The organism is Enterovirga sp. GCM10030262 (genome assembly GCF_042666435.1).
GTDB lineage: Bacteria > Pseudomonadota > Alphaproteobacteria > Sphingomonadales > Sphingomonadaceae > Allosphingosinicella.
Window position 1 is genome coordinate 948,859 of record NZ_JBHTDC010000002.1, and the last position, 26,502, is coordinate 975,360.

Consider the following 26,502-nt stretch of genomic DNA (forward strand, 5'->3'; position numbering starts at 1 on the left):
GGTGGAGAGCCTCGCCGGCTTCGCCGAAGCGTTACAGGCTTCCTCCTTCGGTGTCTGGGCGGGCCAGTCGTCAATCGCTTATCCGGTCGCCAATGTCGCCCACCTGCTCGGGCTCGTCATGCTGGTCGGCGGGATCGGCGTGGTCGATCTTCGGCTGGCGGGCGCGTTCCCCTCGCTACCGCCCGCCGCGCTTTCGAGAGCGCTGACTCCGGTCGCGATCGGCGGCCTGCTGCTAATGCTGCCGAGCGGCTTCACCATGTTCGCCGCCGACGCCGAAGCGCTCGCCACCTCGGATATTTTCTTCCGCAAGCTGGTTCTGATCGCGCTGGCGCTCGCCAACGCGGTCGCGTTCCGCTGGCTGTGGGGCCGGCGAATCGCCGACTGGCACATTGCGCCCCCATTGGCCGGGCGATTGATGGCGGCCGTCTCGCTGCTGCTGTGGCTGACGGTGGGAACCTTGGGCCGGCTGATAGCCTATACCTGATGCGGGGGGTGTGCCCCGTCCCGTATTGGAGACGACGATGACGGACGCGGCCATGAGCCTGCCCTTCTTCACCATCGGCCATTCGACGCGGTCGATCGAAGAGTTTGTCGACCTGCTCCGGGCCGGTGAAGTGGCCATGGTCGTCGACATCCGCACCGTGCCGCGCTCGCGGACCAATCCGCAGTACAATCTGGATGCGCTTCCGGAGTCGCTAGCCGCCTACCAGATCGGGCACAGCCGGATCGAGGAGCTTGGCGGACTTCGTGGGAAGGCGCGTGACGTGCCGCCGGAGGTCAATGGCTGGTGGAAGAATCGCAGCTTCCACAATTATGCCGACCACGCATTGTCCGACGATTTCCAGCGTGGCCTTGGCGCACTAGTGGCGCTCGGCCGCGAGCGGCGGGTGGCGATGATGTGCTCCGAAGCCGTCTGGTGGCGCTGCCACCGCCGCCTCGTCGCGGACCAGCTCCTCGTTCGCGGAGAGACGGTCTTCCACCTGATGGGCAAGGACCGGGTCGAGCCGGCGAAGATGACGCCCGGTGCTAGCGAGACCGCCAAGGGTATTCTGGCCTATCCCGCGCAAGCGGCGTAACCGGGGGCCGCGTCCACTTTTTTCGCGAGCGCCGATCGTGTCTCGCCGCTATTCGGGCGCGACGGGGAGAACCACTCATGCGTTTCATGCTATTGATCGGAGCTTTGATGATGACCACCGCCGCTAATGCCCAGACCGACTGGAAGCTCGTCATCCATGGCGGCGCGGGCGTCATCGAGCGCGACAGGCTGAGCCCGGAGAAGGAAAGGGAAATCCGCGCCGCGCTCGATCAGGCGCTGGCGACGGGATCAAAGATCCTGGCCGACGGCGGCGACGCGCTGGACGCGGTCGAGGCGACCGTCAAGGTGCTGGAGAACGACCCGAACTTCAACGCCGGCCGCGGTGCCGTCTTCACCTATGAAGGCAGGAGCGAACTCGACGCCGCGATCATGGAAGGCGAGACCCGCAAGGCCGGCGCCGTGGCCGGCGTGTCGGCGACCAAGAACCCGATCAGCCTCGCCCGCGCCGTCATGGAGGACAGCCCGCACGTCATGCTGAGCGGCGACGGCGCCGATATCTTTTCCAGGGAGCAGGGGCTGGAGCAGGCGCCGCCCGAATATTTCGCGACGCCGGAGCGCCGGCGGCAGCTTGAGGAGATGAAGTCGAACAAGCTTTCCTGGTTCGACGTCGACATGAAATACGGCACGGTCGGCGCGGTGGCGCTGGACAGCGAGGGTCATGTCGCCGCCGCGACCTCGACGGGGGGCATCACCGGCAAGCGCTGGGGCCGGATCGGCGATTCGCCGATCATCGGCGCCGGCACCTATGCCGACGACCGCGCCTGCGCCGTCTCGGCGACCGGAGCGGGCGAATTCTTCATCCGCGAGGGCGTCGCCCACGAAATCTGCGCGCGGATGAGGATGAAGGGCGACACCGCCGAGGTCGCCGCCGATGCGGTGATGGCCGAGGTGGCGGAACTGGGCGGGACCGGCGGCGTCATCGTCGTCTCGCCCCAGGGCGAAGCCGCCTGGTCGTTCAACACGCCCGGAATGTATCGCGGCAAGGCCAGCGCCGAGGGCCGGACGGTGGCGATTTTCGGGGACGAATAAGCGAAAGCCCCTCCCCCTTTGACGGGAGTGACGGGTCGGATTGTCCCCCGGACAATCCTCAACCGTGCGAGGCACGGTTGACCCGGCACTGGATACGGAGACTTGGCGGCTTTGCGCCTAGACGTAATTGGGTGAGGGTGACAGCGCCGTAGAATATCTGCGAGATCTGTCACCCTCACCCAGCTTCGCCTAAGCTCGTTCCTCGCTAAGGCTCAACCCTCTCCCCTCAAGGGAAAGGGGACAGCGTTATTGCGGGATGACCGTCACCGCGCGACGGTTCTGGGCCCAGGCATTCTCGTCCGAGCCCAGCGCCTCGGGCCGTTCCTTGCCCCAGCTGACCGTGTTCATCCGCGACGCCGGCACGCCGCGCGCGGCGAGGTAATTCTTCGCCGCATTGGCCCGGCGGTCGCCAAGCGCTAGATTATATTCGCGGGTGCCGCGCTCGTCGGCATGGCCTTCGATGGTGACGTTGACGCCGGGATTGCGCATCAGCCACTCGGCCTGCGTGTCCAACGTCTGCCGCGCCTGGTCGTCGACCGTGTGGCTGTCGGTGTCGAAGAAGACGCGATCCGACGAGACGTTCTGCAGGAAGTCCGCGCGCGATCCCGGAATGGCGCCCTGGCCGACGGTGCCGGTATCTTCGCCGATATCGGTGCCGGTCCCCGTGTCCGTAATGGGAGGTGGCGGCAGTTCCTCGGGCGCCTTCTTGGCGCAGGCCGCGGTCAGCGCGAGCGCGGCGGCGATCGCCGTTATCTTCAAGCTGGTCTTGTTCATGTTCTTCTCCTTGAAAAAGGGGTGGATGTGAAACCTACGGCAATAATGGCGACCAGGCCGGATCGGACCCGTCGAGCGGGGTGCCGATCCGGCGCTCGTTGACGCCGGTCAGGTCGACCGACCAGAGATCGGCCTTGCCCGACCCCTGCGCCGTCCTGAAGAACATGATGACCCGGCCGTTGGGCGCCCAGCTCGGCCCCTCGTCCTGCCAGGCGTCGGTCAATATCTGCTCGCCGCCGCCGCCCGGGCTCATCACGCCGATGCGGAAGCCGCCGCCGATCTTGGTGAAAGCGATGAGGTCACCGCGGGGGCTCCAGACGGGCGTTCCATATTGGCCGCCGCCGAAGCTGATCCGGCGCTGGTTGGAGCCGTCGGCGTTCATCACGTAAAGCTGCTGCGACCCGCCCCGGTCGCTTTCGAACACGATCTGGCGGCCGTCCGGCGAATAGCTGCCGCCGGTGTCGATGCCGGGCGCGTTGGTGAGCCGCTGCGGCGTCCCGCCCGAGGCGGGCACCCGGTAGATGTCGGTATTGCCGCCCACCGACATCGAGAAGACGACGTAGCGGCTGTCCGGCGAGAATCGCGGCGCGAACGTCATGTTGGGCTGGTTGACGAGCAGCCGCTGCGAGCCCGACCCGATGTCGTAGATATAGACGCGCGGCCGATCGCTGACATAGCTCATATAGACCAAAGTCTGCTGGTTGGGCGCGAAGCGCGGGGTCAGCACGGTGGACTGGCCGTTGGTCAGGAAGCGGTGGTTGGCGCCGTCCTGGTCCATGATGGCGAGCCGCTTGATGCGCCTGCCCTTGGGCCCCGTTTCCGAGACATAAGCGACGCGGCTGTCGAAATAGGGGCCTTCGCCGGTGAGGCGCGTATAGATGGTGTCGGCGCATTTGTGCGCGGCGCGGCGCCAGTAAGGCGGCGTCACGACGAAACCCTGCCGGTCAAGCTCGCTCCGCGCGGCGATGTCGTAGAGATAGCAGCCGACCGTCAGCGTGCCGTCGCCATTGGCCTGGACGAAGCCCTGGACCAAAGCCTGCGCGCCGGTGCCCCCCCAATAGCCGAAGTCCGGCGCGGTGACCTGATTATAGCCGACGGCCGGAAGACCGGCCGGCCCGATCGGCCTGAACAGGCCGGAATTGCGCAGATCGTTGGCGACGATCTCGGCCACCTGCCGCCCGAGCGCCGCGGTTTCGCCGGCGGCGGTGCTGGCCGAGGACGGCGTCGGCATGACCGGAATGGCGATCGGCATCGGCGCCGATATGCCGCCGACGACGTCGACCTCCAGCGGCGCCGGGCCGGACGGCGGCGGCGCCTCCTGGGACATCGCCGTTCCGCTCCATGCGAGCAGCGGCAGCGCCAGGAGACGGCATAAAATGCGGGCGGTTCGTTTCATCGCGTCTTGTCCCTCAAGGCAGCTTGTAGGTGAAACTGATGTTGCTCCAGCCGCCCCGGGGCGTCTGGTAGAGATCGTCCGGCAGCCCGCGCAGCGGCGAGCAGCCGGTGAAGGCGGCGATGGCGAGATCGGCCACGCGCTCGGCATAGCGGCCATTCTCGTCGTCGACCCCGGTCTGCGACACGATTCGCGGGCGCGAAGCCAGGGATCCGTCGCGGTTGAGCCGCAGGTTCAATTTGGTCGAGATGCGGTTGGCGCCGGGGCCGGGATTGACCTGCCGGTCGGCGCAGGGCTGGATCTGGCGCTGGATCGCCGCGACGATCCCGGCGAGCGCCGTCGCGCTCATCACCGCGCCGGTCGGCCGCTGCGACTGGGACGGCGATGGATCGCGGCCGATCCCTTTCAGGAAATCGTCGCCGAGCCGGGAGCCGCGCGCCTTTTCGGCCGCCCCGCTGCCGCTCCGCTCGCGCTGCTTCTGCTTGGGCTTGGGCGGCGCGGGTTCGGGCGGGGCGGCCCTGGTCGATGGCTGCGGCGTGGGCCTCGGCTCAGGCGGAGCGACGCTGGGCTGAGGCGCGGCTTCCTCGGGCGGCCCATATTCGGGCGCGACGCTCTGCGCGGGCGGTTCGACGGTCGGTTCGGGGACGGAATTCTGGAGGCCGATATCCTCGACGAAGGAGACCTCCATCGGCTGGCTCAGCATCGGCGGCTGGATGGCGCTGGCGAAGCCGAGCGACAAAGCGGCGAGCAAGGCGGCATGCCCCGCGAACGCCACTCCGATGCCGGTCGCCTCCGCTCTGTCCATCAGGGCGCCTCGCTGCCTTGCGTGCTGACGAGGGCCACCTTGCGGAGGCCGGCATTGTTGAGCTCGCCCATCACCCGCATCACTCGGCCGTAATCGAGGCCGCGATCGGCGCGGAGGAAGATGCGCGGGCCGCCTTCGTCCGAGTCGGGCGTCGCGATCTGCGCGAGCCGGGTGGACAAAGCGGCTTCGGGAACCGGCATGTCGTCGATGAAGATGGCGCCGCTCGCATCGAGCGAGATCTGGACGGGCTTCACTTCCTGGTCGAGCGCGCCGGCCTTGCTGTCGGGGAGGTCGACCGGCACGCCGGCGACCAGCAACGGCGCCGTCACCATGAAGATGATGAGCAGCACCAGCATCACGTCGACCATCGGCGTGACGTTGATCTCCGCCATCGGCGCGCGGCGGCCGCGGCGATTGTCGCCAAGGATCGGACCCATCGCCATTAGGCATCCGCCTCCAACTCGCGGCTGAGGGTCGCGTGGAAGCCGTCGGCGAAACGGCCGAGGCGCGCCTCCAGGCGATTGATGCCGTGGGTCATGCGATTATAGGCGATGACCGCCGGGATGGCCGCGAACAGGCCCAAAGCGGTCGCGAACAACGCCTCGGCGATGCCCGGTGCGACGACCGCGAGGCTGGTATTGTTGGCGCCGGCGATGTCGTTGAAGCTGCGCATGATGCCCCACACCGTGCCGAACAGGCCGACGAAGGGCGCCACCGATCCCACGGTCGCGAGGATGTTGAGCCGGTCGGAAAGACGGTCCACCTCGGCCGCGAGCGCGGAATGCATCGCCACCGACAGGCGGGCGCGGGTGCCGGCGCGGTCGAGCGTCTTTCCGGCGGTGGAGCGCCGCCATTCGGCGATGCCGGCGAAAAATATCTTCGCGCTCGGCCATTCCTCGCGCGCGTGCGCCTCGTGAAAGCGGTCGATGTCCTGCGCCTTCCAGAAGTCGCGCTCGAAGCGCTCATTCTCGCGCGCCACCTTCCTGATGCGAAGCCAGTGCCCGATGATGATCGCCCAAGTCCAGATGCTCGCCAGGATGAGGCCGATCATCACCGATTTCACGACGATGTCGGCCTGCATGAACAGGGCCACCGGCGACATCATCTCGGCGCCACCGGCCAGTTTCAGGTTCATCACGCTTCTTCGTCCCCTTTCAGCCGTTCGAACTTTTCCACCCACGCGCGCGGCTGCCGTTTCGGCCGGCCGTCCGGCGACAGGAAGGCCGCCGTCACGGTCGCATCGGTTAGGATTTGAGCCCCGCGCATGACTCGCTGCTGAATGACGCAGGAGGCGGCGCGCACTTCACGGACCGCGCTCACCACCACCAGCTCGTCCTCGAGCTTCGCCGGAGCGCGGTATCTGATCGCCACTTCGGCGACTGCGTAGACGCCATCGCCCGCCTCAAGCGCCGCCCTTTGGTCGATCCCGACCGCTCGCAGCATGTCCGAACGCGCCCGCTCCATGAAGCGGAGATAATTGGCGTAATAGACGATGCCGGCCGTGTCCGTGTCCTCGAAATAGACGCGGAGCGCGAAGCGGTGGATATTGCCGTGGAAGGCGCCCTCATAGGGCCGGTCGCGGAGCGGCTCGGTCATGGCCCGGTCTCTAGCAGCATTAACCTTTGGGTGAAGGGCCGAACGCCTTTTCGCGCCCATCCACGACGAGGCGAGCCTATTTGGCGTCGAACAACCCGTCCTGCGCTGCCGGGCGCGACGGCGGCAGCCCGAGATGCGTCCAGCCCCGCCCGTTGAGGCAGCGCCCGCGCGCGGTGCGCGCGACGAGGCCGAGCTGGATGAGATAAGGCTCGATCACCTCCTCGATCGTGTCGCGCGGCTCGGAGAGGCCGGCGGCGAGCGTTTCCACGCCGACCGGGCCGCCTTTGTAGATGTCGGCGATCATCGTCAGATAGCGCCGGTCCATCGCGTCGAGACCGAGCGCGTCAACCTCCATCCGGGTCAGCGCGCCATCGGCGACCTTGGCGTCGACCCGGTCGTCGCTTGTCGCATGGGCAAAATCGCGCACCCGCCGCAGCAGCCGACCGGCGATGCGCGGCGTGCCCCGCGAGCGGCGGGCGATCTCGGTGGCGCCGTCGTCGGTGAGGTCCAGAGCCATCAGTCCGGCGGCGCGGCGCACCACCTTTTCCAGCTCCTCGATCGTGTAGAAGCTGAGCCGGACGGGAATGCCGAAGCGGTCGCGGAGCGGCGTCGTCAGCAGCCCCTGCCGCGTGGTCGCGCCGACCAAGGTGAATTTGGGCAGGTCGATGCGCACCGACCGCGCCGACGGCCCCTCGCCGATCATCAGGTCGAGCGCGCGGTCTTCCATAGCCGGATAGAGCACTTCCTCGACCGCCGGATTGAGCCGGTGAATCTCGTCGATGAACAGGACGTCGCCATCCTCCAGATTGGTGAGCAGAGCGGCAAGGTCGCCCGATTTGGCGATCACCGGCCCGGAGGTGGCGCGAAAGCCGACACCGAGCTCGCGCGCGACGATCTGCGCCAGAGTGGTCTTGCCCAGCCCCGGCGGCCCGAAAAACAGCACATGGTCGAGCGCATCGCCGCGGCTCTTGGCTGCGTTGATGAAAACCCGCAGATTCTCCCGCGCCGCGCGCTGGCCGACGAACTCGTCGAGCGACTTCGGGCGCAGCGCCGCGTCGATATCCTCGGGGCGGCGGTCTCGGGTGATGATGCGCTCCTGCTCCACGCCGCAAGCTTTAGCGCAAGCACCGGTGCTGTCGAACCCTTTGAAGAGCGCTTGAGTGGCGCGTCGATCCGTATTAGCCTGCTAACACGCTTTAGAAGGGGCAGGGGCCATGGACCGACGCGCATTCATCCAATTCGCGGGAGTGGCCGGCACCGCGCTCGCTTTTCCGGCCGTCGGGCGGGCCGCCGAACCGGCGGTGCGTGCCGGGAATGCACGGTCCCTCTACATTGATGCCCAGGGCGCGCTCGACGGGTTCGAGCCGGACGGCAAGGGCAGCTACCGCCCCACCGCGCGGCTGATCGAGGCGGCGAAGCAGCGGCGGATCGATGTCGTCAGCATGACCATCGCCGAGGTCGGTAACGGCCCCGACCGTTTCCGCGGCGCGATGGAATCGATCGCCGCCTACGACCGGATCGTCGCCGAGCAGCCGGGCCTGCTCGTCAAGGTCGAGACCGCCGCCGATCTCGCCAAGGCGCGGGAGCCGGGCCGGATCGGCGTCATCTACAATTTCCAGGACACGACCGCGCTGGAAGCCGACCCGTCGAAGGCGACGATGTTCGGCACGCTCGGCGTCAAGGTCATCCAACTCACCTATAACAAGCGCAACCTCGCCGGCGACGGCTGCCTCGAATCGGCCAATGCCGGCCTTTCCGATTTCGGACGCGAAGCGATCGCGGAGATCGAGAAGGCCCGCATCCTGCTCGATCTCAGCCATTCGGGCCAGCGTACCGTCGCCGAAGGCATCGCCGCCGCGACCCGGCCGCCCGCCATCACCCACAGCGGTTGCCGCGCCCTCGTCGATTTCCCACGCAACATGCACGATGCCGAGATGCGGGCGTTGGCCCAGAAAGGCGGCGTGTTCGGCATCTATTTGATGCCCTTCCTCCGCGCCAAGGGACAGCCCGGCGGCGAAGATCTGATCCGCCACCTCGATCATGCGGTGAACATCTGCGGCGAGGATCATGTCGGCATCGGCACCGACAATCCGTTCCTCGGCTACGAAATCAACGACGAGACCCGCAAGCAGCAGCGCGAATTCTACGAGGACCGGGCCAACAAGGGGATCGCCGCGCCGGGCGAGGCGGCGGACGTGTTCAACCTGGTCGAAGGCTATAACAACGCCGCGCGCTATGACCGGCTCGCGGCGGATTTGAGAGGGAGAGGCTGGAGTTCCGCCCGGGTGGACAAGGTGCTGGGCGACAATTTCGCGCGGTTGTTCGCGCAGGTGTGGGAAGCCTAGCGCGCCGCCTTCTTGAGCGCCGTCCGCACCAGCGCATCCAGGGTCGCCTCCGGGCCCAGCTCGCCCTCGGCTTTCGCCACCGCCGCTGAAGCCTCCGCCGGCCTGAAGCCGAGATTCTGAAGTGCCGACACGGCATCGGCGCTGAAGCTTCCCGCCGGCGGGGCGGATGTCGCGCCGCCTAGGACGATTCCGCCCGCCTTGTCCTTGAGCTCGTTGACGATCCGCAAGGCGAGCTTGGGGCCGACGCCTTGTGCGCGCGCGACCATCGCCTTGTCGCCGCTGGCGATGGCGCGGTGGAGTTCGTCGCCGTTGAGCGCCGACAGGATGGCGAGCGCGACGCGCGAGCCGACGCCCTGGACGGAGGTGAGCAGCCGGAACCAGTCGCGTTCCTCGGCGGTGACGAAGCCGATCAGGCGGATCGCATCGTCCGACACCTGCATTTCGGTATGGAGCACCACCTCCTCCCCGATAGCGCCCAGCCCGGAGAGCGTCCGGGTGGAGGCGGCGACGAGATAGCCGACGCCTGCCACGTCGATCACCGCATGGTCGGCGCCGAAGCTGTCGAGCAGTCCCTTGAGCTTGGCGATCAAATGATGAACCCCAATCCGTTCAGGCTGAGCCTGTCGAAGCCCTGCCCTTTATCCATGCTGTAGAGAGAAGGGCAGCCCTTCGACAAGCTCAGGGTGAACGGCGGTGGTGGTCAACAGGCTGTGCGTCTCGCGCTGGCGAGATGATGGGCGTGGGTGATCGCCACCGCGAGCGCGTCGGCGGCATCCGCGCCGGCGATCCTCGCCCCCGGCAGCAGCCGCTGCACCATCGCGTGGACCTGCGCCTTTTCGGCGCCGCCCGTTCCGACCACCGCCTTCTTGACCAGCCGCGCCGCATATTCGCCGACCGCGATTCCGCTTCTTGCGGCGGCGAGCAAGATGACGCCCCGCGCCTGGCCGAGCTTCAGGGTCGATTGCGGATTGGCGTTGACGAATACCTCCTCGACCGCCGCGCCCTCGGGCCGATGCTCGGCAATCAGCGCCGTAAGGCGATCGTGGAGCTCAACCAGCCGCGCAGGCAATTCCGCCTTCGTGTCGGTCCGGATCTGGCCGTTGGCAACATGGCTCAGCCGATTGCCCTGGGCGGCGATCACCCCCCAGCCGGTGCAGCCGAGCCCGGGATCGAGGCCGATTATGAGCAAATCACGGTCTCCGTTCGTCCTGAGCGAAGTCGAAGGGCGTACGCTCCGACCTTCGTGCCAGCGCCCCTCGACTTCGCTCGGGACGAACGGAATATCATCAGCCTAGCTTCTCCATCACCTCGTCGGACACTTCGTAATTGCCCCAGACGGTCTGGATATCGTCATCCTCGTCGAGCGTGTCGATGAGCTTCAGCAGCGAGCCGGCATCCTCCTCGCCGACTTCGACCGGCGTCTGCGCGCGCCAGGCGAGCTTGGTGCTCTCCGGTTCGCCGAGCGCCTTCTCGAGCCCTTTGGCGACCTCGTGGAGACTCTCCTGAGCGGTCCAGATCTCGTGCATCTCCTCGGTCGATTCGATGTCCTCGGCGCCCGCCTCGATCGCTGCCTCCAGGACGGTGTCGTGGCTGCCGGCGGAGGCCGGATAGGTGATGAGGCCCAGCCGCTCGAAGCCGTGGCTGACGGACCCGGACGCGCCGAGATTGCCACCGTTCCTGGAGAAGATCGTGCGGACGTTGGTGGCGGTGCGGTTGCGGTTGTCGGTCAGCGCCTCGACGATCAGCGAGACGCCGCCCGGCCCGAAGCCCTCGTAGCGCAGCTCCTCGTAATTATCGCCCTCGCCCGCCGACGATTTGTCGATCGCGCGCTGGATATTGTCCTTCGGCATGGACTGCGCCTTGGCCGCCAGCACGGCGGCGCGCAGGCGCGGGTTCATGTCCGGATCGGGCGTGCCCATCTTGGCCGCGACGGTGATCTCGCGGGAGAGCTTGGAAAACATCGCCGAGCGCTTTTTGTCCTGCGCGCCCTTGCGGTGCATGATATTCTTGAATTTGCTATGGCCGGCCATTGCCGAAACGCATCCTTTGCTGGGAATGGTGCCGCTTTCTCTAGGCGAGCGCCGTGCCTTGACGCAATGGCCGTGCTGAGGCCCGGACGAGGCTAGCCGAGGCGCACGGCGGTGCCGGAGACCGTCACCATCAGCATGGATCCTTCCTTGCCGATCACCTCGTAATCGATGTCGACGCCGATCACCGCGTTGCCGCCCACCCGCGCCGCCTCGGCCTCCAGCTCCTCGAACGCCGTGTTCCGGGCGGACCGCAGCGTCTTCTCGTAGGAACCGGCACGCCCGCCGACGATGTCGCGGATGCCGGCGAACAAATCCTTGAAGATGTTCGCGCCGACGATGACCTCGCCGGTGACGATTCCCAGATATTGCTGAACCGGCCGGCCCTCCACGGATGTGGTCGTGGTGATGATCATGCGACTTCTCCCTTTCCTGCCTCCATTGTCATTGCGAGAAGCGTAGCGACGCGGCGATCCGGATCGGCGCAGGATGCGCGATTGGATCGCGTCCCCGGATCAAGTCCGGGGTCGCAATGACGAGCTTTCACTCCAGTCCGAGCGCGGCCTTGTAGGTGTCGAGCAGCGCCTCGGCTTCCTGGCGGACATGGCTCTCCATCTTGCGCAGCCGGACGATCGCCCGGATCGTCTTGGTGTCGTATCCGCGCGACTTCGCCTCCAGATAGACGTCCTTGACGTCGTCGGCGATCGCCTTCTTCTCTTCCTCCAGCCGCTCGATACGCTCGATCAGCAATCGCAGCTCGTCGGCCGCGACGGTACCTTCCGCCATTTAACACTCCGTCGATTCAAGATGAGCCTTGCCTCTAGGGGGTCGGCGGACGCGGCTCAAGCGCGCGCCGCACGTTCCGGTTGAACTGTCGCCAATAGTGGCTATTCCGCCACCGCAAGCCGACGGGAGAGACCATGCCGAGCCAGTTCGTTCCGCGCAGCCGCAAGGTCCGCATCCTCGCCACCCTCGGGCCCGCCAGCAACACGCCGCAAATGATCCGCCAGCTCGCCGAGGCCGGCGCCGACGCCTTCCGCGTCAACATGAGCCACGGAACCCACGCCGACCATCGCAAGCTTATTGAGACGATTCGCGGCCTGGAAAAGGAACTCGACCGGCCGACCACCATCCTCGCCGACCTTCAGGGACCGAAGCTTCGGGTCGGCCGGTTCAAGGGCGACAAGGCGATGCTGGAGACGGGCGCCACCTTCTTCCTCGATCGGGACACGAAGCTCGGCGACGCAACCCGGGTCAACCTTCCGCATAATGAGATTTTCGACGCGGTGGAGAAGGGTACGCGCCTCCTCGTCGATGACGGCAAGTTGGTGCTGCGCGTGGTCGGCGTCGCGCCGGAGCGGATCGAAACCTTGGTCGAGGTCGGCGGCGCCATCTCGAACAACAAGGGCCTCAACGTGCCCGACGTGGTGCTGCCGGTCGCGGCGCTGACCGAGAAGGACCGCGCCGACCTCGCCTTCGCGCTCGACAATCATGTCGACTGGATCGCGCTCTCCTTCGTGCAGCGCCCGGAGGATGTGGCCGAGGCGCGGCGGCTTATCGCCGGCCGGGCGTCTTTGCTCGCCAAGATCGAGAAGCCTGCGGCGGTCGAGCGGCTGGAAGGGATCCTCGAACTGGCGGACGCGGTGATGGTGGCGCGCGGCGACCTCGGCGTCGAACTGCCGCCCGAGGAAGTGCCGCCCTTGCAGAAGCAGATCGTCGAGGCGGCGCGGCGGATGGGCCGGCCTGTCGTGGTCGCGACCCAGATGCTCGAATCGATGATTACCTCGCCCTCGCCGACCCGCGCGGAAGTCTCGGACGTGGCGACGGCGGTCTATGACGGCGCCGACGCGATCATGCTGTCGGCGGAAAGCGCGTCAGGACAATGGCCGCTCGAATCGGTGTCGATCATGAACCGGATCGCGACCAGCGTCGAAGCCGATCCGAGCCACAGCGCTCGGGTCCACTTCACCGAAACCCTGCCCGATGCCACCACCAACGATGCCATCGCGCGCGCGGCCAGCGGCATCGTCCGCACCGTCGGCGCGGCGGCGATCGTCTGCTTCACCACATCGGGCTCGACCGCCCGCCGGGTGGCACGGGAGCGCCCGACGGTGCCGCTCCTCGTCCTCACGCCTTCGCTCAAGACGGCGCGCCGGCTCGGCCTTCTCTGGGGCGCCCACGCGGTCCGGACACGCGACGTGGCGAACTTCGAGGAGATGGTCGGCAAGGCCAGGCGCATGGCGCTCCGCCACGGCATCGCCGGCGCCGGCGAGCGGATCGTCGTCACCGCCGGGGTCCCCTTCGGCACGCCGGGCTCGACCAACGTCCTCCACATCGTCCGGCTGATCGGCGATGAACTGGAGCGGCACAGGAGCGCCTAACCGGGCAGCAGCGACGGCACCAGCGGCGCGATCTCGCGGGCCAGGAAACCGATCCGGCCGACAGCCCGGCTCAGCGTTCGGCCCGCCTCTCCGTGCAGCCATACGCCCCACAGGACCGCCGTCAGCGGGTCGGCACCGCGCGCGGCGAGGCCGCCGACGATACCGGCGAGCACGTCCCCCGAGCCCGACGTGGCGAGGCCGACGCCGCCGCCCTCGAACCGGAAGCTGCGCCCGTCCGGCGCGACGATGAAGCTCCGAGCGCCCTTGATAACCGCGACGCATCCGAATCGCTCCGACGCGGTGCGGGCGGACGCGAGCGGGTCGGCGGCGACGTCGTCCGGCGCGCGGCGAAGCAGCCGCGCCATTTCGCGGGCATGGGGAAGAAGAATCGCGCCGCCGCGCCACTCGCGGAGCGGCGCCGCCCGCTCGGCCAGACTGCCGAGAGCGGTCGCGTCGAGCACCAACGGAATCTCGATCTCGCTCGCCAGCAGCGAATCCAGCAAGGCGTCGAGCGGCGGCCCGTGCTGAAGGCCGCAACCGAGCGTCATCGCCCGCGCTTCCCTGGCCCAGCGCAGAATCGTATCGATCGCGCTCTCGGCGAGGCAGCCCTCCTCCGATTCATCCACCCCGATCACGCGCGCCTCGGGCACCGCCACGCCGAGCTGGGCGGCGATGCTCCTGGCGGTGACGATCTGGAGCTTGCCGGCCCCGGCCCTCAGCGCCGCCACTCCGGCCAGCACCGCCGCGCCCGGCAGTTGAGCACTGCCGCCGACGAGCAGCAGCCGGCCGCGACCCTCCTTGTCGCCATCCTCGTTATGGCGAGGCAGTGGAAAATCGCGAAGCAAGGTGGCGTCGAGAAGGCGAGGCTCGGTCATCGCCCACCAAAGCGCGTCGAGCGTGAAAGTTCAGAGCAGTCCTTCGGCCTCCAGCCGCGCCCGCAGGTCGCCAGCCGCCGTGAAGAGATGCGCGTGCATCCCGACGGCCCGCGCGCCTTCGACGTTGATCGCGCGGTCGTCGATGAAGAGCGCCTCGTCTGCCCTGAGGCCGAAGCGGTCGAGCGCGCGATAATAAAGCGCCGGGTCCGGCTTCAGCAAGTTCTCCTCGCCCGAGACGACGATGTCCCGAAAGCGGCGGAAGAAGGCGTCCTCGCGCGCCCGGAAAGGCGCCCAGAAGTCGGCGGAGAAATTGGTAATCGCGAACAGGGGCACCCCGCGCGCGTCGAGCGTCTCGACGATGGCGTGAACGCCGGGCACCGGATCGCTGATCGTCTCGCCGAACCTTTCGCCCCAGGCCGATATCAGGTGCGCGTAATCGGGAAATGTCTCGGAAAGCTCGGCCGCGGCCTCCTCGAACGGGCGGCCGCCGTCGAGCGTGTCGTGCCAGCCCCAAAGGTCGATATCGTCGATGAATTTGAGCCGCGCGGCATCGTCCGCGATCTGGCGGACGAGGAAGGATTCGGGATCCCAGCCGTAGAGGACGTTGCCGACATCGAAGATGACGGCGGTGGGTGCCGTAGGCTCAGACGTCATGCTGAACTTGGTTCAGCATCCAGGCACGTGGATACACCGCGTTTGACCGCGATCGCCGAACCTTGCCCGAAGATGGACCCTGAAACGAGTTCAGGGTGACGATCTCGCCTTCGGCCTTGATCGTCAGCCCTGGCGCGCCTTGAAGCGGCGATTCGTCTTGTTGATGACGTAGGTGCGGCCCCGGCGGCGGATCACGCGGCAGTCGCGGTGGCGCGACTTGAGGGACTTCAGGGAATTGCGGATCTTCATGGCGGGTGCGCCTGTCTTGTCTGCTTGAATGGCTGGAAAAAGAAGGCGCTCCCCTAGGCAGGTGCGCCGGTCAAGTCAAGCTTCGCGGTCGCCGATTTCCCCGGCTTCCCCCGCGGGAAATTTGCCTATATGCTCCCACACAGTTGGTTGGTGAGTTCCCGCGTGCCGGGTTGTACCAGGTCCAAGGTCATCCCCGCATGTCTGGCGATGTACTCGCCATAGACAGGAGGGGTGATGGCTGTCGCGATCGTGATTGCGCTGTTGGTGCTGGGCTCGATCGTCTTCCACATCTTCAGCCCGTGGTGGATGACGCCGCTCGCGTCCAACTGGAGCTCGATCGACGACGCGCTCATCATCACCATGTACATCTGCGCGGTCGCCTTCATCGCGCTGAACCTGTTCCTTGCTTATTCGATCTGGCGCTTCCGTCACCGCAAGGGAAACCGTGCTCATTACGAGCCTGAGAATGCCGGCCTCGAGAAAAAACTGACCCTGTGGACCGGGGTCGGCATCGCCGCGATGCTCGCGCCGGGGCTCATCGCCTGGAACGAATATGTCACCGTCCCGGCCGATGCCGCGGTGGTTGAGGCGACCGGGCAGCAATGGCAATGGGCCTTCCGCTTTCCCGGCGAGGACAATGTGCTCGGCACGGCGGCCACCGCCCATATCACCCCCGACAATCCCTTCGGCATCAACCCGCGCGATCCGCACGGCCGCGACGACGTGCTGATCGAAACCAGCGAGCTGCGCCTGCCGATCGGCAAGCCGGTCAAGATGGTGCTGCGGTCGAAGGACGTGCTCCATGATTTCTACGTGCCGCAGTTTCGCGCCAAGATGGATCTCGTCCCGGGCATCGTCACCTATTTTTGGGTGACGCCGACCAAAATCGGCACCTACGAGATATTGTGCGCCGAGCTGTGCGGCGTCGGCCATCACGCGATGCGCGGCACCGTCGTCGTCGAGGAGCAGCAGGCCTTCGACGCTTGGCTGGGCGAGCAGATGACCTTCGGCCAGCTCCTGGCCCAGAACGAAGCCGCGGCGGGCGTGCGGCTCGCCAGCGCCGATATCAAACCAGCGATCGGGGAACGTTGAATGGCAACCGTCACTCTGGCCGATGACCTCACGCCTCTCCACCACCCCAAGACCTGGATTGGAAAATATGTCTGGAGCCAGGACCATAAGGTCATCGCCATTCAATATGCGCTGACCGCCATCGCGATCGGCCTGGTGGCGCTGGTGTTGTCGGCGCTGATGCGGCTCCAGCTGGGCTTCCCCGGCACCTTCACCTTCATCCAGCCGGAAAACTACCTGCAATACGTCACCATGCACGGCATGATCATGGTCGTCTATCTGCTGACCGCGATCCTTCTCGGCGGGTTCGGAAACTATCTCATCCCGCTGATGGTCGGCGCGCGCGACATGGTGTTCCCCTACGTCAACATGCTGAGCTATTGGGTCTATCTGCTCGCGGTGCTGGTCCTCGCGGCGAGCTTCTTCGTGCCCGGCGGCCCGACCGGCGCCGGCTGGACGCTCTATCCGCCGCAAACGATCCTCGAAGGCACGCCCGGCCACAGCTGGGGCATCATCCTGATGCTGGTGTCGCTCGCCATCTTCATCATCGGCTTCACCATGGGCGGGCTCAATTACGTGGTGACGGTGCTCCAGGCCCGCGCCAAGGGCATGACCCTGATGCGGATGCCCTGCTCCGTCTGGGGCATCTTCGTCGCCGCGATCATGGCCCTGCTCGCCTTTCCGGCTTTGTTCGTCGCCTGCATCATGATGATCCTCGACGCCTTGATCGGCACCAGCTTCTTCATGCCGGTGGTGATGGCGATGGGCGGCGAGGATATGGGCTATGAAGGCGGCTCGCCCATTCTCTTCCAGCACCTCTTCTGGTTCTTCGGCCATCCCGAAGTCTATATCGTCGCTCTGCCCGCCTTCGGCATCGTCTCCGATCTCGTCAGCGTCCACGCCCGCAAGAACCTGTTCGGATACCGGATGATGGTCTGGGCGATCGTGATCATCGGCGCCTTGAGCTTCTTCGTCTGGGCCCATCACATGTACGTTTCGGGCATGAACCCCTATTTCGGTTTCTTCTTCGCCACCTCGACCCTGATCATCGCCGTGCCGACCGCCATCAAGGTCTATAACTGGCTGCTGACCCTATGGCGCGGCGACATCCACCTGCGCGTGCCGATGCTGTTCGCGATCGGCTTCCTCTTCACCTTCATCCATGGCGGCCTGTCGGGCCTGTTCCTCGGCAATGTCAGCGTCGACGTGCCCTTGAGCGACACCTTCTTCGTCATCGGCCATTTCCACATGGTGATGGGCGTGTCGCCGATCCTGGTGATCTTCGGCGCCATCTACCATTGGTATCCCCTGATCACCGGCCGGATGTGGAACGAAACGCTCGGCAAATGGCATTTCTGGATCACCTTCCTGGGCGTCTACGCCATTTTCCTGCCGATGCATTATCTGGGCTTCCTGGGCGTTCCCCGCCGTTATTTTGCGCTCGGCGAGACGGCGTTCATCCCGGAATCGGCGCATCTCGCCAACCAGGGCATCACCATCGCCGCCTTGATCGTCTTCTTCGCGCAGATACTCTTCTTCTGGAACATGATCTGGAGCCTGTTCCGCGGCCCAAAGGCGGACCCGAACCCCTGGGGCGCCGCGTCGCTCGAGTGGCAGACGCCCGAGACGCCCCCGGGTCACGGCAATTGGGGGCCCAGGCTGCCGGTCGTCCATCGCTGGGCCTATGATTACAGCGTGCCCGGCGCGGCGCGCGACTTCATCCCCCAGACGGAGCCGGCCGATCCGGCCGCGCGGCATCATCCGTCATGAGCCTGTTCGGACGCCTCGCCGAGAAAAGCTGGGAGACCACCGGCCCGGGCGATCTCGACCCGGCGGATTACCGGCCGGAAGCCGCGAGGGTGGGCCTCTGGGTATATTTCGGTGTCATCGTCATCCTCTTCGGCCTGGTCACGTCCGCCTATGTCGTGCGGATGGGCGACACCTTCATGATCCATGGGCCGACGACCGACTGGCGGGCGATGCCGGAGCCGCCGCTCATCTGGGTGAACAGCTTCATCCTCCTGGTCAACAGCCTCGCCTGGGAAGCGGCGCGGGTCGCCGCGCGGCGTGCCAACGCCACCGCCACCTTCGCCGGCTTGCTCGGCGCCGGCCTGATCGCCTTCCTCTTTCTTGCCGGCCAGCTCGGGCTCTGGGGACAATATGCCGCGCTCGGCTATTTCGCCGCGTCCAATCCCGCCAATGCCTTCTTCTACCTGATCACGGCGCTGCACGGCCTCCACATATTGGGTGGCCTGTTCTTCTGGAGCCGGGCGCTGTCGCGGCTGCTGGCGGGCGCCGAGACCGGCGCCGTGCGGCTGTCGGTCGAATTATGCGCCGCTTACTGGCACTTCCTGCTGCTGGTCTGGCTCATCATGCTGGGATTGCTGATATCGACTTGAATCGACGGGAGTGGACATGTCGCGGACCGTGAACACCCAAGGAGAAAGCGCCGCCGCCGCGGCCCAGGGTCTGCGCGAATTGTCGGACGATTGGTCCACGGACCAGGAGGTCTTCAAGGGCGTCCACTGGGGGAAGGCCATGATGTGGATCTTCCTCCTCTCCGACACCTTCATCTTTTCCAGCTTCCTCGTCTCCTACATGACGATGCGGTCGTCGGTGACAATGCCCTGGCCCAATGCCAGCGAGGTCTTCGCGCTCACTATCGCCGGCCAGTCGATCCCGATGGTGCTGATCGCGATCATGACCTTCATCCTCATCAGCTCGTCGGGCACCATGGCGATGGCCGTCAATTTCGGGTACCGCCGCAACCGCAAGGTCACCGCCGCCTTGATGTTCGCGACCGCGGTCCTCGGCGCCAGCTTCGTCGGCATGCAGGCGATCGAATGGACCAAGCTCATCCACGAGGGCGTCCGTCCCTGGACCAATCCGTGGGGCGCGGAACAGTTCGGCGCCTCTTTCTTCATGATAACCGGCTTTCACGGGCTCCACGTCTCGGCCGGCGTCGTCATGCTGCTGATCATCGCATCCAAGGTCCTGCGCGGCCATTACGAACGGCGCGGCGACTATTCGGCGGTCGAGATTGCCGGCCTCTACTGGCATTTCGTCGACCTCGTCTGGGTCTTCATTTTCGCTTTTTTCTATTTGTGGTGAGGGCCTCATGAACCACGCGACCCATGATATGCGGGAGACCGGCCATGCGCCGGCGGCGGCGACTCACGATCCCGGCCAGCAGCACCCGATCGGCATCTACCTGAAGATATGGGGGCTGCTCTTCGTGCTCAGCGCCATGTCCTACGCGGTCGATTATTTCCAGGTGCAGGGGACGATGCGCTGGGTGCTCATCATCACCTTCATGCTCCTGAAGGCCGGTCTGATCGTCGCCGTGTTCATGCACATGATGTGGGAACGAATGGCGCTCATCTACGCGATCCTGGTGCCGCCGCTGGCGCTGGGGACCTTGATCTGGCTGATGTGGATCGAGTCCGACTATACGTTCTGGACGCGCATCCTCTTCTTCGCGGGGGGAAGCTGACGATGGACCGCTGGGAATGGACCAAGGTGGGAGCGGCCGTAGGCGCCGCGCTGCTGGTGATGTTCGCCGGAAGCTGGTTCTCCGGCCAAGTGATCGGCGTGAGTTACCCCGAGCGACGCGGTTATGCCGTGGAGGGCGTCGCGCCGGTCGATCTTGCCTCGCTGCAGCGCAGCTGGCCCGCCGGCCTGGGCCGGCCCGGCGATCCGGCCGAGCTCAGGGGCTATATCGGCAACATCGAAAAGGCGGTGCTGCCCGTTGCCGCGGCGGGGGGCACGGCCTCCGTCCAGGCCGCGCCGGTCGATCTCGGCACGCTTCTCGCCGCCGCCGACGCGGGGCAGGGCGAGAGCGCGGCCAAGGTCTGCCTTGCCTGCCACACGTTCGGCCAGGGTGAGCCGAACCGGGTCGGACCCAATTTGTGGGGAGTGATCGGCCGGCCGGTCGCGGCGGCGCCCGGCTTCGCTTACTCGCCGGCGATCGAGGCTCATGGCGGCGCCTGGACCTACGAGCAGCTCGACCGCTACCTCGCGAGTCCCGCGCGCGCGATCCCGGGCAACAAGATGTCCTTCGCCGGCATCCGCAATCCCAAGAGTCGCGCCAATCTCCTGGCCTGGCTCGGCTCGCGGGGCGCCGCGCCCGCCCCCTTCCCGCCGCCCGCGCCGCCGGCGGTGGCCGAAGCGCCGGCCGGAGACGTCGCGGCGACGACTGGGTCCTAAGCGGCTTTCATCCGGTTGCCCGGCAGCATCTCGGCCTGGCCGGGATGGGCGAAGGCCACGCGGTTGCGGCCCGCATTCTTGGCGGCATAGAGCGCGCGGTCGGCCGATCGGTAGATGGCCGGGAAGCGCGATCCGCCGCGGGCCTCGGCCACGCCGATGCTGACGCTCACTCTGGCTCCTTCCCCGAGCAGATCGGATAAAGCGAGGGTGCCGAGGCTTGCCCGCACCCGTTCGGCGAAGTCAGCGAGATCGCATCGGGCGAGGCCGCTCGCGCCGAGCGCGAATTCCTCGCCGCCGAGGCGGGCGGCATGGATGTTCGGGCCTGAAAGCGCGTCGAGACGGGCGCCGATGCGCTGGAGAACGCCGTCGCCCGCGTCGTGGCCGAACCGGTCGTTGACCGCCTTGAAATGGTCGACGTCGATGAGCAGGAGCGCGAAGACGAGGTTTCCCCCGGCCTCATCGGGTTCCGCGAGAGCCGCCTCCGCCCGCCCGACAAACCCCCGGCGGTTGAGGAGCCCGGTCAGCGGATCGCGCTGCGCCAGCTCCGCCAGCTCCGACTGGGCGGCGCGCGCGACGTCCCGCTCGGTGCGGAGCCGCGCCAGGCGCAAGGTGGTCGAGACGGAGAGCCAGACGGTCTGGAACGCCGATGCGAACAGCACCGCGATCTGGGGGCCGCCGCCGAACAGGCTCGTCCCCATGTCGACCAACTCGGTGGCGGCCAGCACGGCCATCGGGATCGCCCAGGCGAAGAAGAAGGAACGCGCCTCGGCGCTCCCCCGCCGCCAGGCGATTCCGATCAGGATCGTGACGGCGGCCAGCAGCCCCAGAACCGCGATGCTCAGCACCGGGCCGAGCCAGTCGATCGCCAGAGGCGGCCCGAAGGCGACGGGAATACCGACGAGAGCCACGGCCCAACCGAGCCCCACCACCAGGCGCCGAAGCCAGCGCGGCACGGCGCCCGCCTCCGGGCACGTCGCGGCGCAGGCCGCGGCGAAGGCGATGGCGAGCGTCGCCAGCATGGTGCAGAGCCGCGCCGCCGCCGTCCCGGCGAGACCGGGAAAGAGCAACAAAGCGAGCTGGGACCAGAGCAGGCCCCAGACCAGGACGGTCGCCACCCAGGCGGAGTGCCAGACGACGTGGCGCTGGCGCGAGGCCCTCGCGAGAAGCAGGTTATAGGCGCTGCTGAGCGCCAGCAGGGTAAGGGCTCCGCCGATGAGGCTCGCCCCGAGCGCGGCATCGCGGGCCGCGTCGCCGGCGGGAAGAAGGCGCGTCCGCAGCAGCGAGTAGCGGGCAAGCTGGTCGAGGCCGAGGGCGACCGAGACGAGGGGCGCCTCCCGGCCAGGTGCGCTGAAGGCGAGCTGGCCACCAACGCGCCAGTGGGATTGGAAATCGCCGGCGCGGACCTGGTGGCGGAGGGTCCGGCCGTCGGCATAAGCGAACAGGATTGTCAGCCGCTCGAAACGGGTCTGGTGGACGAGAAGCGTCGCGCCTTCCGCCCCTGCGTCGCGCGCCGACAAAGGAGCGATGAGCCAGAGCCGCTGATTCTCATAAGCGCGGGGCTCGCCGTCACAAGCGAAGGCGGAAGCGGGAGGCAGAGCCACCTCGGTCCCGACCGGCGCGACGGCGTGGCAATAGCGATCCTCGATCGGAGGAAGCGGCGCTTCCGCCCGCGCGGCGACGGCGTGCGAAGCCAGCAGCATAGCGACCACGAACAACAGGCGCGCAAACACGATCGTCCCTCCAGGCTCCGGGCCATAACCGCGCCGGGGAAAGGAATGATTAATCGCGCGCGGTTCTTCTCTCGGGTGGCTCGCGCTACTCTCCGCCCCGCCCCGCCAGCGTCCTCTCCCACGCGAGCGCGTCGGCGACGATCGTGTCGAGGTCGTCCCGCCGAGGCCGCCAGGGGAGGGTCGCAAGGATGCGGCTATTGTCGGCGATCAGGGCGTCGGGGTCTCCGGCGCGGCGCGGTTGGAGCCGGCGGTCGAGCTTGAGATTGGTGACCCGGTCGACGGCGTCGAGGACTTCCAGGACCGAGAAGCCGCGCCCGTAGCCGCAATTCATGACGTGGCTCGTCTCGGGGTCGGCGATCAGCTTTTCGAGCGCGTCGACATGGGCGGCGGCAAGATCGCTGACGTGGATATAATCGCGGACCCCGGTGCCGTCGGGTGTGTCGTAATCGGTGCCGTAAACGGAGACGTGGCTCCTTTTGCCCGTCGCCGCCTCGACCGCGACCTTGATGAGGTGGGTGGCGCCCGCCGTGGACTGGCCCGAGCGCCCTTGCGGATCGGCGCCGGCGACATTGAAGTAACGCAGCGCGCAGTAATTCAGAGGATGCGCGGCGGCGGTGTCGGCGAGCATCCGCTCGGACATCAGCTTCGACCAGCCATAGGGATTGATCGGCTCGGTCCGCGCCGTCTCGGCCACCGGCACCTGCTCGGGGATGCCATAAGTGGCGGCGGTCGAAGAGAAGATGAAGTGGCGGACTTCGCCCTTGACCGCGCTCTCGATCAAAGCGCGGCTCTTCACCGTATTATTCTCATAATATTTGAGCGGATCGGCGACCGATTCAGGGACCACCACCGATCCGGCGAAATGGACGATCGCCTTGATGCGCTGCTCGGCGATCAGACGGCCGACCAGCCGCTGGTCGGCGATGTCGCCCTCGGCGAAAATGGCCGCGTCCGGCACCGCGGAGCGGAAGCCCGTGACGAGATTGTCGATCACGACGACTGGCCAGCCGGCATCGAGCAAGGCCAGCACGGCGTGGCTTCCGATATAGCCGGCGCCGCCGGTCACCAGCACCGCCGGCTTCTCGTCCCGATCAATCATTGGCAACTCCATGCTTCCGATTGCAGCAAAAAGACGGCAGGATCGTTTCAGCTCCCATACGAACCGAGATCCAAGAGGTGCCGCTATGAATGCCCATGTCACACGCGCCTGCATCATCGCAATGGCGGCCTCGCTCGCGGCCTGTTCCACCGGTTCGCGGGAACGGCCCGTTGACGTCACCCGCTTCCATCTTGGCCAGCAGCCGATCGCCCGCGCCCAGATCGCGGTCGAGCCGATCGACCCGGCCGCCGCGGGGACGATCGAATTCAGGGGCCAGGCCGATGCGGTGGCGCGGCAGCTCACCCGCCTGGGCTGGACCGTGGTCAACACGGTCGGCCAGTCGGAGCAGGTCGCGACCGTCCATGTCGAGCGTGGCACGCGCGAGAGTCTGCGCCAGCGCTCTCCGGTTACGGTCGGAGTGGGCGGGGGCACCGGAAGCTACGGCAGCGGCGTCGGCCTTGGAGTGGGTTTCGGCCTCGGCGGCGGCGGATCGCGCGAGATGATCGGCACCTTGCTCGAAGTCAGGATCAAGCGCCGCTCCGACGGAACCGTTTTCTGGGAAGGCCGCGCCACCACCGAGGCGCGCGCCGACAGCCCCATGGCCCAGCCGGCGGCGGCGGTCGAAAAGCTCGCCGACGCGCTGTTTCGGGACTTCCCCGGCGAGTCGGGCCGCACTATCAGGGTCGAATGACCTACAGCATTTCCAGCGCCTTCGACGGCGGCAACATTCGCCTAGTCGCCATCGAAGGCGACCGTATCGACCTCGAAATCGTCAAGGACCAAAGCTCCGATTTCTACCAATGGTTCTATTTCCGGCTGACCGGCGCCGGCGGCAAGGCGGTCGAGTTGCGGCTGCTCAATTGCGCCGGCTCGGCCTATCCGAACGGGTGGGACAAATATCGCGCCTGCCTGTCATACGACCGCGAATATTGGGAACGGGCCGAGACCCGCTATGAAGGCGGCGCGCTTATCATCAAGGTTACGCCGCCCTCGGACAGCGTCTGGTTCGCCTATTTCGCGCCCTACACGATGGAGCGGCATCACGACCTCGTCGCCTCGGTCGCCGCTTATCCCGACGTCGAATACAGATCGCTCGGCCAGACGCTCGACGGGCAGGAAATGGATTATTTCCGCGTCGGCGACGGGCCGCTGTCGGTCTGGCTCTACGCCCGCCAGCATCCCGGCGAGACGATGGCCGAATATTGGATGGAAGGCGCGCTCGAGAAATTGCTCGACGACGCCGATCCGGTGGCCCGCCGCCTTCTCCAGAAGGCGACCTTCCACATCGTTCCCAACATGAACCCGGATGGATCGAGGCGCGGGCACCTCAGGACCAACGCAGTCGGCGTCAACCTCAACCGCGAATGGCACGAGCCGTCGGCGGAAAAGAGCCCGGAAGTCCTCTGCGTTCGGAACGAGATGGACAGGACGGGCGTCGATTTCGCGATGGACATCCATGGCGATGAGGCGATCGCCGCCAACTTCCTGGCCGGCTTCGAGGGCATTCCCGGCTGGACCAGGGCGCAGCAGAAATTGTTCGACCGGTTCAGCGAAGAGCTCGTCCGCATCTCGCCCGATTTCCAGACCGAGAAGGGCTATGACATCCCGGCCCCGGGCCAGGCGAACCTGTCCATGTCGACCGCCCAGCTCGCCGAGCGGTTCGGCGCGGTGTCGATGACGCTGGAAATGCCGTTCAAGGACAATGACGATTTGCCCGATCCCGATCATGGCTGGTCGCCCGAACGCAGCCGGGCGCTGGGGCGCAGCTGCCTCGACGCCCTGCACGCGATCATCGACGAGCTGCCGAAGAAGCGCTAATGCCAAAGCTCGTCCTCATCCGCCACGGCCAGTCGTCCTGGAACCTTGAAAACCGCTTCACCGGATGGTGGGACGTCGACCTGACCGAATTAGGCGTGCGGGAAGCGCGGGAAGCGGGCGAACTGATGGCCGCGCGGGGCCTCGATTTCGACCTCTGCTTCACCTCGCTCCAGACCCGCGCGATCAAGACGCTCAATATCGCGCTGGAGGCGATGGGGCGGCTGTGGCTGCCCATCGAGAAGGACTGGCGATTGAACGAGCGCCATTATGGAGGGCTCACCGGGCTCAACAAGAAGGAGATGATGGCCAAGGTGGGCGAGGAGCAGGTCCATATTTGGCGCCGCTCTTTCGACATCCCGCCGCCGGCCATGGAGCCGGACAGCGCGTTCGATCTCGCCCACGACCGGCGCTATGCGGACATCGACGTGCCGCGGACCGAGAGCCTCAAGGATACGATCGCGCGTGTGCTGCCTTATTGGGAAGAGCGGATCGCGCCGGCGTTACGCAAGGGCGAGCGGGTGCTGATATCGGCGCACGGCAATTCGCTGAGGGCGCTGGTCAAACATCTGTCGAACATCCCGGACGACGAGATTACCGGCCTCGAAATCCCGACCGGGCAGCCGATCGTCTATGAGCTAAACGACGCGCTCGCGGCGGTCGATCGCTACTATCTGAAGGACCGCTGAGCCCCCCCCCCGGCTCGCCTAGCGTTCGGCCTTGGCGGCGTACATGTTGCGGTCGGCGCGGCGCATGACGTCGTCGACACTGTCGCCGGCGAGGATGGTAGCCGTTCCGATCGACGCCTCCAAGGTCACCATGGCGCTGCCGAGGTCGAGCGGTTCGGCGGCGATGCAGCGGGCCAGACGCTCTGCGGTCTCGATCGCGCTGTTGTGGTCGAGATGGTCGAGGATGAGGCCGAATTCGTCGCCGCCGATGCGGGCGAGGATGTCGGTCGAGCGAATGAGGCCGCCGAGCAATCTCGCGACGTGGATGAGCGCCGCGTCGCCGGCGAAATGGCCATGGCGGTCGTTGATCGCCTTCAGATTGTCGAGATCGAGGTAGAGCAGGGCCGCCGGCGTGCCGTGGCGGCCGGCATGGCTCACCACCCGTTCGAGCTCGCGCAAGAAGCGGCGGCGGTTGGGGAGCGGCGTCAGCGTGTCGCTGTCGGCGAGCTGCTCCAGTTCGGCCAGCCGCTCGCGCGTCTCCGCCAGCGAGGCGCGGAGCAGGGCATTTTCGTCGGCGAGGCCGGCGCTGGCATCCAGGCCTTTTCCTGCCTTGTTCTCCGCGTCAGCCATCGATCGCCCCCGTCAGCCGCCCTTGCCCGCACAGTCTATGGCAAAAGCGGTTAACGCAA

Annotated in this window: 32 protein-coding genes; 14 read left to right on the plus strand and 18 right to left on the minus strand. The window is 66.8% G+C overall.

Annotated features, from left to right (window positions below; translation table 11 throughout):
• Position 1: 1 nt before the first annotated feature.
• The 3 genes from ACFQRC_RS13850 (at position 2) to ACFQRC_RS13860 (ending at position 2,125) form a co-directional block, all read left to right on the plus strand.
• Positions 2-484, plus strand: a complete 483-nt coding sequence (locus tag ACFQRC_RS13850; RefSeq protein WP_379962252.1) for a hypothetical protein — start codon at positions 2-4, stop codon at positions 482-484.
• 52 nt (positions 485-536) lie between these two features.
• Positions 537-1,076 (plus strand): DUF488 family protein, encoded by a 540-nt coding sequence (locus tag ACFQRC_RS13855; RefSeq protein WP_379962436.1) that lies wholly within the window; start codon positions 537-539, stop codon positions 1,074-1,076.
• Positions 1,077-1,186: 110 nt separating this feature from the next.
• Positions 1,187-2,125, plus strand: coding sequence for an isoaspartyl peptidase/L-asparaginase family protein (locus ACFQRC_RS13860; protein ID WP_379962254.1), 939 nt, complete (start codon positions 1,187-1,189; stop codon positions 2,123-2,125).
• A 246-nt stretch (positions 2,126-2,371) separates the two neighbouring features.
• Here the strand turns inward: ACFQRC_RS13860 and pal are convergent, their stop codons facing one another.
• The 7 genes from pal to ruvB form a co-directional block, all read right to left on the minus strand.
• A complete protein-coding gene (pal, locus tag ACFQRC_RS13865) occupies positions 2,372-2,899 on the minus strand; it encodes a peptidoglycan-associated lipoprotein Pal (RefSeq protein ID WP_379962256.1) in 528 nt (175 codons plus the stop codon).
• A gap of 34 nt (positions 2,900-2,933) precedes the next feature.
• On the minus strand, positions 2,934-4,295 hold the full coding sequence (tolB, locus tag ACFQRC_RS13870; RefSeq protein WP_379962258.1) for a Tol-Pal system beta propeller repeat protein TolB: 1,362 nt from the start codon (positions 4,293-4,295) through the stop codon (positions 2,934-2,936).
• A 13-nt stretch (positions 4,296-4,308) separates the two neighbouring features.
• A complete protein-coding gene (locus ACFQRC_RS13875; RefSeq protein ID WP_379962260.1) occupies positions 4,309-5,097 on the minus strand; it encodes a hypothetical protein in 789 nt (262 codons plus the stop codon).
• Positions 5,097-5,540 carry an ExbD/TolR family protein gene (locus ACFQRC_RS13880; protein WP_379962262.1) on the minus strand — a complete coding sequence of 148 codons (444 nt, stop codon included), beginning with the start codon at positions 5,538-5,540 and terminating at the stop codon, positions 5,097-5,099. Before ACFQRC_RS13880 ends, ACFQRC_RS13875 begins: the two co-directional genes overlap by 1 nt.
• Positions 5,540-6,232, minus strand: a complete 693-nt coding sequence (gene tolQ, locus ACFQRC_RS13885; protein ID WP_379962264.1) for a protein TolQ — start codon at positions 6,230-6,232, stop codon at positions 5,540-5,542. Before tolQ ends, ACFQRC_RS13880 begins: the two co-directional genes overlap by 1 nt.
• A complete protein-coding gene (locus tag ACFQRC_RS13890) occupies positions 6,232-6,693 on the minus strand; it encodes a YbgC/FadM family acyl-CoA thioesterase (protein ID WP_379962266.1) in 462 nt (153 codons plus the stop codon). The genes tolQ and ACFQRC_RS13890 overlap by 1 nt, the downstream gene beginning before the upstream one ends.
• Positions 6,694-6,769: 76 nt before the next feature.
• Positions 6,770-7,798, minus strand: a complete 1,029-nt coding sequence (gene ruvB / locus ACFQRC_RS13895; protein ID WP_379962268.1) for a Holliday junction branch migration DNA helicase RuvB — start codon at positions 7,796-7,798, stop codon at positions 6,770-6,772.
• A gap of 109 nt (positions 7,799-7,907) precedes the next feature.
• On the opposite strand from ruvB, the gene ACFQRC_RS13900 reads away from it, so the two are divergent.
• Positions 7,908-9,038 (plus strand): dipeptidase, encoded by a 1,131-nt coding sequence (locus tag ACFQRC_RS13900; RefSeq protein ID WP_379962270.1) that lies wholly within the window; start codon positions 7,908-7,910, stop codon positions 9,036-9,038.
• Here the strand turns inward: ACFQRC_RS13900 and ruvA are convergent.
• The 5 genes from ruvA to ACFQRC_RS13925 form a co-directional block, all read right to left on the minus strand.
• Entirely contained in the window at positions 9,035-9,628 is a 594-nt protein-coding gene (gene ruvA / locus ACFQRC_RS13905; protein ID WP_379962272.1) for a Holliday junction branch migration protein RuvA, read from the minus strand. The genes ACFQRC_RS13900 and ruvA overlap by 4 nt on opposite strands.
• Before the next feature lie 110 nt (positions 9,629-9,738).
• Positions 9,739-10,227, minus strand: a complete 489-nt coding sequence (gene ruvC / locus ACFQRC_RS13910) for a crossover junction endodeoxyribonuclease RuvC (RefSeq protein WP_379962274.1) — start codon at positions 10,225-10,227, stop codon at positions 9,739-9,741.
• A 97-nt stretch (positions 10,228-10,324) separates the two neighbouring features.
• Positions 10,325-11,068, minus strand: a complete 744-nt coding sequence (locus ACFQRC_RS13915; RefSeq protein ID WP_379962276.1) for a YebC/PmpR family DNA-binding transcriptional regulator — start codon at positions 11,066-11,068, stop codon at positions 10,325-10,327.
• Between the two features lie 92 nt (positions 11,069-11,160).
• A complete protein-coding gene (locus tag ACFQRC_RS13920) occupies positions 11,161-11,481 on the minus strand; it encodes a heavy metal-binding domain-containing protein (protein ID WP_379962278.1) in 321 nt (106 codons plus the stop codon).
• A 127-nt stretch (positions 11,482-11,608) separates the two neighbouring features.
• Positions 11,609-11,851, minus strand: coding sequence for a DUF2312 domain-containing protein (locus ACFQRC_RS13925; protein WP_379962280.1), 243 nt, complete (start codon positions 11,849-11,851; stop codon positions 11,609-11,611).
• Between the two features lie 134 nt (positions 11,852-11,985).
• On the opposite strand from ACFQRC_RS13925, the gene pyk reads away from it, so the two are divergent.
• The gene (gene pyk, locus ACFQRC_RS13930) at positions 11,986-13,446 is read left to right on the plus strand and encodes a pyruvate kinase (protein ID WP_379962282.1); all 1,461 of its coding nucleotides are present in this window, start codon (positions 11,986-11,988) and stop codon (positions 13,444-13,446) included.
• Here the strand turns inward: pyk and ACFQRC_RS13935 are convergent.
• The 3 genes from ACFQRC_RS13935 to ykgO all read right to left on the minus strand — a co-directional run bounded on the left by ACFQRC_RS13935 (position 13,443) and on the right by ykgO (position 15,224).
• Entirely contained in the window at positions 13,443-14,321 is an 879-nt protein-coding gene (locus ACFQRC_RS13935; RefSeq protein WP_379962284.1) for an NAD(P)H-hydrate dehydratase, read from the minus strand. The genes pyk and ACFQRC_RS13935 overlap by 4 nt on opposite strands.
• 30 nt (positions 14,322-14,351) lie before the next feature.
• On the minus strand, positions 14,352-14,975 hold the full coding sequence (locus tag ACFQRC_RS13940; protein ID WP_379962286.1) for an HAD family hydrolase: 624 nt from the start codon (positions 14,973-14,975) through the stop codon (positions 14,352-14,354).
• A 123-nt stretch (positions 14,976-15,098) separates the two neighbouring features.
• Positions 15,099-15,224, minus strand: coding sequence for a type B 50S ribosomal protein L36 (gene ykgO, locus ACFQRC_RS13945; protein WP_006833921.1), 126 nt, complete (start codon positions 15,222-15,224; stop codon positions 15,099-15,101).
• A 234-nt stretch (positions 15,225-15,458) separates the two neighbouring features.
• On the opposite strand from ykgO, the gene ACFQRC_RS13950 reads away from it, so the two are divergent.
• The 6 genes from ACFQRC_RS13950 to ACFQRC_RS13975 are packed head-to-tail and all read left to right on the plus strand — an operon-like array spanning position 15,459 to position 20,501.
• Positions 15,459-16,316, plus strand: a complete 858-nt coding sequence (locus ACFQRC_RS13950; protein ID WP_379962292.1) for a cytochrome c oxidase subunit II — start codon at positions 15,459-15,461, stop codon at positions 16,314-16,316.
• Positions 16,317-18,065, plus strand: coding sequence for a cbb3-type cytochrome c oxidase subunit I (locus tag ACFQRC_RS13955; protein ID WP_379962294.1), 1,749 nt, complete (start codon positions 16,317-16,319; stop codon positions 18,063-18,065).
• Positions 18,062-18,694: a heme-copper oxidase subunit III gene (locus ACFQRC_RS13960; protein ID WP_379962296.1), complete on the plus strand. Its 633-nt coding sequence runs from the start codon at positions 18,062-18,064 to the stop codon at positions 18,692-18,694. Before ACFQRC_RS13955 ends, ACFQRC_RS13960 begins: the two co-directional genes overlap by 4 nt.
• A 16-nt stretch (positions 18,695-18,710) precedes the next feature.
• On the plus strand, positions 18,711-19,406 hold the full coding sequence (locus ACFQRC_RS13965) for a heme-copper oxidase subunit III family protein (RefSeq protein WP_379962298.1): 696 nt from the start codon (positions 18,711-18,713) through the stop codon (positions 19,404-19,406).
• 7 nt (positions 19,407-19,413) lie between these two features.
• Positions 19,414-19,788, plus strand: a complete 375-nt coding sequence (locus ACFQRC_RS13970; protein WP_379962300.1) for a cytochrome C oxidase subunit IV family protein — start codon at positions 19,414-19,416, stop codon at positions 19,786-19,788.
• A gap of 2 nt (positions 19,789-19,790) precedes the next feature.
• Complete coding sequence (locus ACFQRC_RS13975) at positions 19,791-20,501, plus strand: c-type cytochrome (protein ID WP_379962302.1); 711 nt, start codon at positions 19,791-19,793, stop codon at positions 20,499-20,501.
• Here the strand turns inward: ACFQRC_RS13975 and ACFQRC_RS13980 are convergent.
• Entirely contained in the window at positions 20,498-22,231 is a 1,734-nt protein-coding gene (locus ACFQRC_RS13980; protein WP_379962304.1) for a diguanylate cyclase, read from the minus strand. The genes ACFQRC_RS13975 and ACFQRC_RS13980 overlap by 4 nt on opposite strands.
• A gap of 85 nt (positions 22,232-22,316) precedes the next feature.
• Complete coding sequence (galE, locus tag ACFQRC_RS13985; protein WP_379962306.1) at positions 22,317-23,330, minus strand: UDP-glucose 4-epimerase GalE; 1,014 nt, start codon at positions 23,328-23,330, stop codon at positions 22,317-22,319.
• Between the two features lie 85 nt (positions 23,331-23,415).
• On the opposite strand from galE, the gene ACFQRC_RS13990 reads away from it, so the two are divergent.
• Genes ACFQRC_RS13990 through gpmA form a run of 3 tightly spaced genes read left to right on the plus strand, consistent with a single transcriptional unit; the run spans position 23,416 to position 25,834 of the window.
• On the plus strand, positions 23,416-24,021 hold the full coding sequence (locus ACFQRC_RS13990) for a DUF4136 domain-containing protein (RefSeq protein ID WP_379962308.1): 606 nt from the start codon (positions 23,416-23,418) through the stop codon (positions 24,019-24,021).
• The gene (locus ACFQRC_RS13995; protein WP_379962310.1) at positions 24,018-25,148 is read left to right on the plus strand and encodes a M14-type cytosolic carboxypeptidase; all 1,131 of its coding nucleotides are present in this window, start codon (positions 24,018-24,020) and stop codon (positions 25,146-25,148) included. Before ACFQRC_RS13990 ends, ACFQRC_RS13995 begins: the two co-directional genes overlap by 4 nt.
• Positions 25,148-25,834 (plus strand): 2,3-diphosphoglycerate-dependent phosphoglycerate mutase, encoded by a 687-nt coding sequence (gene gpmA / locus ACFQRC_RS14000; RefSeq protein WP_379962313.1) that lies wholly within the window; start codon positions 25,148-25,150, stop codon positions 25,832-25,834. Before ACFQRC_RS13995 ends, gpmA begins: the two co-directional genes overlap by 1 nt.
• Positions 25,835-25,852: 18 nt before the next feature.
• Here gpmA and ACFQRC_RS14005 read toward each other — a convergent pair whose 3' ends face one another.
• Positions 25,853-26,443 (minus strand): GGDEF domain-containing protein, encoded by a 591-nt coding sequence (locus tag ACFQRC_RS14005; protein ID WP_379962315.1) that lies wholly within the window; start codon positions 26,441-26,443, stop codon positions 25,853-25,855.
• Positions 26,444-26,502 lie beyond the last annotated feature (59 nt).

Bases quoted from the DNA above. Each gene is read 5' to 3' on its own strand.
- ACFQRC_RS13975 (WP_379962302.1), top strand. From the start codon at position 19,791: ATGGACCGCTGGGAATGGACCAAGGTGGGAGCGGCCGTAGGCGCCGCG.
- ACFQRC_RS13890 (WP_379962266.1), bottom strand. From the start codon at position 6,693: ATGACCGAGCCGCTCCGCGACCGGCCCTATGAGGGCGCCTTCCACGGC.
- ACFQRC_RS13855 (WP_379962436.1), top strand. From the start codon at position 537: ATGAGCCTGCCCTTCTTCACCATCGGCCATTCGACGCGGTCGATCGAA.
- ACFQRC_RS13995 (WP_379962310.1), top strand. From the start codon at position 24,018: ATGACCTACAGCATTTCCAGCGCCTTCGACGGCGGCAACATTCGCCTA.
- ACFQRC_RS13875 (WP_379962260.1), bottom strand. From the start codon at position 5,097: ATGGACAGAGCGGAGGCGACCGGCATCGGAGTGGCGTTCGCGGGGCAT.
- ACFQRC_RS13925 (WP_379962280.1), bottom strand. From the start codon at position 11,851: ATGGCGGAAGGTACCGTCGCGGCCGACGAGCTGCGATTGCTGATCGAG.
- pyk (WP_379962282.1), top strand. From the start codon at position 11,986: ATGCCGAGCCAGTTCGTTCCGCGCAGCCGCAAGGTCCGCATCCTCGCC.
- tolQ (WP_379962264.1), bottom strand. From the start codon at position 6,232: ATGAACCTGAAACTGGCCGGTGGCGCCGAGATGATGTCGCCGGTGGCC.
- ACFQRC_RS13950 (WP_379962292.1), top strand. From the start codon at position 15,459: ATGGCTGTCGCGATCGTGATTGCGCTGTTGGTGCTGGGCTCGATCGTC.
- ACFQRC_RS14005 (WP_379962315.1), bottom strand. From the start codon at position 26,443: ATGGCTGACGCGGAGAACAAGGCAGGAAAAGGCCTGGATGCCAGCGCC.
- ACFQRC_RS13920 (WP_379962278.1), bottom strand. From the start codon at position 11,481: ATGATCATCACCACGACCACATCCGTGGAGGGCCGGCCGGTTCAGCAA.
- ACFQRC_RS13880 (WP_379962262.1), bottom strand. From the start codon at position 5,540: ATGGCGATGGGTCCGATCCTTGGCGACAATCGCCGCGGCCGCCGCGCG.
- ACFQRC_RS13970 (WP_379962300.1), top strand. From the start codon at position 19,414: ATGAACCACGCGACCCATGATATGCGGGAGACCGGCCATGCGCCGGCG.
- ACFQRC_RS13955 (WP_379962294.1), top strand. From the start codon at position 16,317: ATGGCAACCGTCACTCTGGCCGATGACCTCACGCCTCTCCACCACCCC.
- ykgO (WP_006833921.1), bottom strand. From the start codon at position 15,224: ATGAAGATCCGCAATTCCCTGAAGTCCCTCAAGTCGCGCCACCGCGAC.
- galE (WP_379962306.1), bottom strand. From the start codon at position 23,330: ATGATTGATCGGGACGAGAAGCCGGCGGTGCTGGTGACCGGCGGCGCC.
- gpmA (WP_379962313.1), top strand. From the start codon at position 25,148: ATGCCAAAGCTCGTCCTCATCCGCCACGGCCAGTCGTCCTGGAACCTT.
- ACFQRC_RS13915 (WP_379962276.1), bottom strand. From the start codon at position 11,068: ATGGCCGGCCATAGCAAATTCAAGAATATCATGCACCGCAAGGGCGCG.
- ACFQRC_RS13900 (WP_379962270.1), top strand. From the start codon at position 7,908: ATGGACCGACGCGCATTCATCCAATTCGCGGGAGTGGCCGGCACCGCG.
- tolB (WP_379962258.1), bottom strand. From the start codon at position 4,295: ATGAAACGAACCGCCCGCATTTTATGCCGTCTCCTGGCGCTGCCGCTG.
- ACFQRC_RS13990 (WP_379962308.1), top strand. From the start codon at position 23,416: ATGAATGCCCATGTCACACGCGCCTGCATCATCGCAATGGCGGCCTCG.
- ACFQRC_RS13960 (WP_379962296.1), top strand. From the start codon at position 18,062: ATGAGCCTGTTCGGACGCCTCGCCGAGAAAAGCTGGGAGACCACCGGC.
- ACFQRC_RS13965 (WP_379962298.1), top strand. From the start codon at position 18,711: ATGTCGCGGACCGTGAACACCCAAGGAGAAAGCGCCGCCGCCGCGGCC.
- ACFQRC_RS13935 (WP_379962284.1), bottom strand. From the start codon at position 14,321: ATGACCGAGCCTCGCCTTCTCGACGCCACCTTGCTTCGCGATTTTCCA.
- ACFQRC_RS13860 (WP_379962254.1), top strand. From the start codon at position 1,187: ATGACCACCGCCGCTAATGCCCAGACCGACTGGAAGCTCGTCATCCAT.
- pal (WP_379962256.1), bottom strand. From the start codon at position 2,899: ATGAACAAGACCAGCTTGAAGATAACGGCGATCGCCGCCGCGCTCGCG.
- ACFQRC_RS13940 (WP_379962286.1), bottom strand. From the start codon at position 14,975: ATGACGTCTGAGCCTACGGCACCCACCGCCGTCATCTTCGATGTCGGC.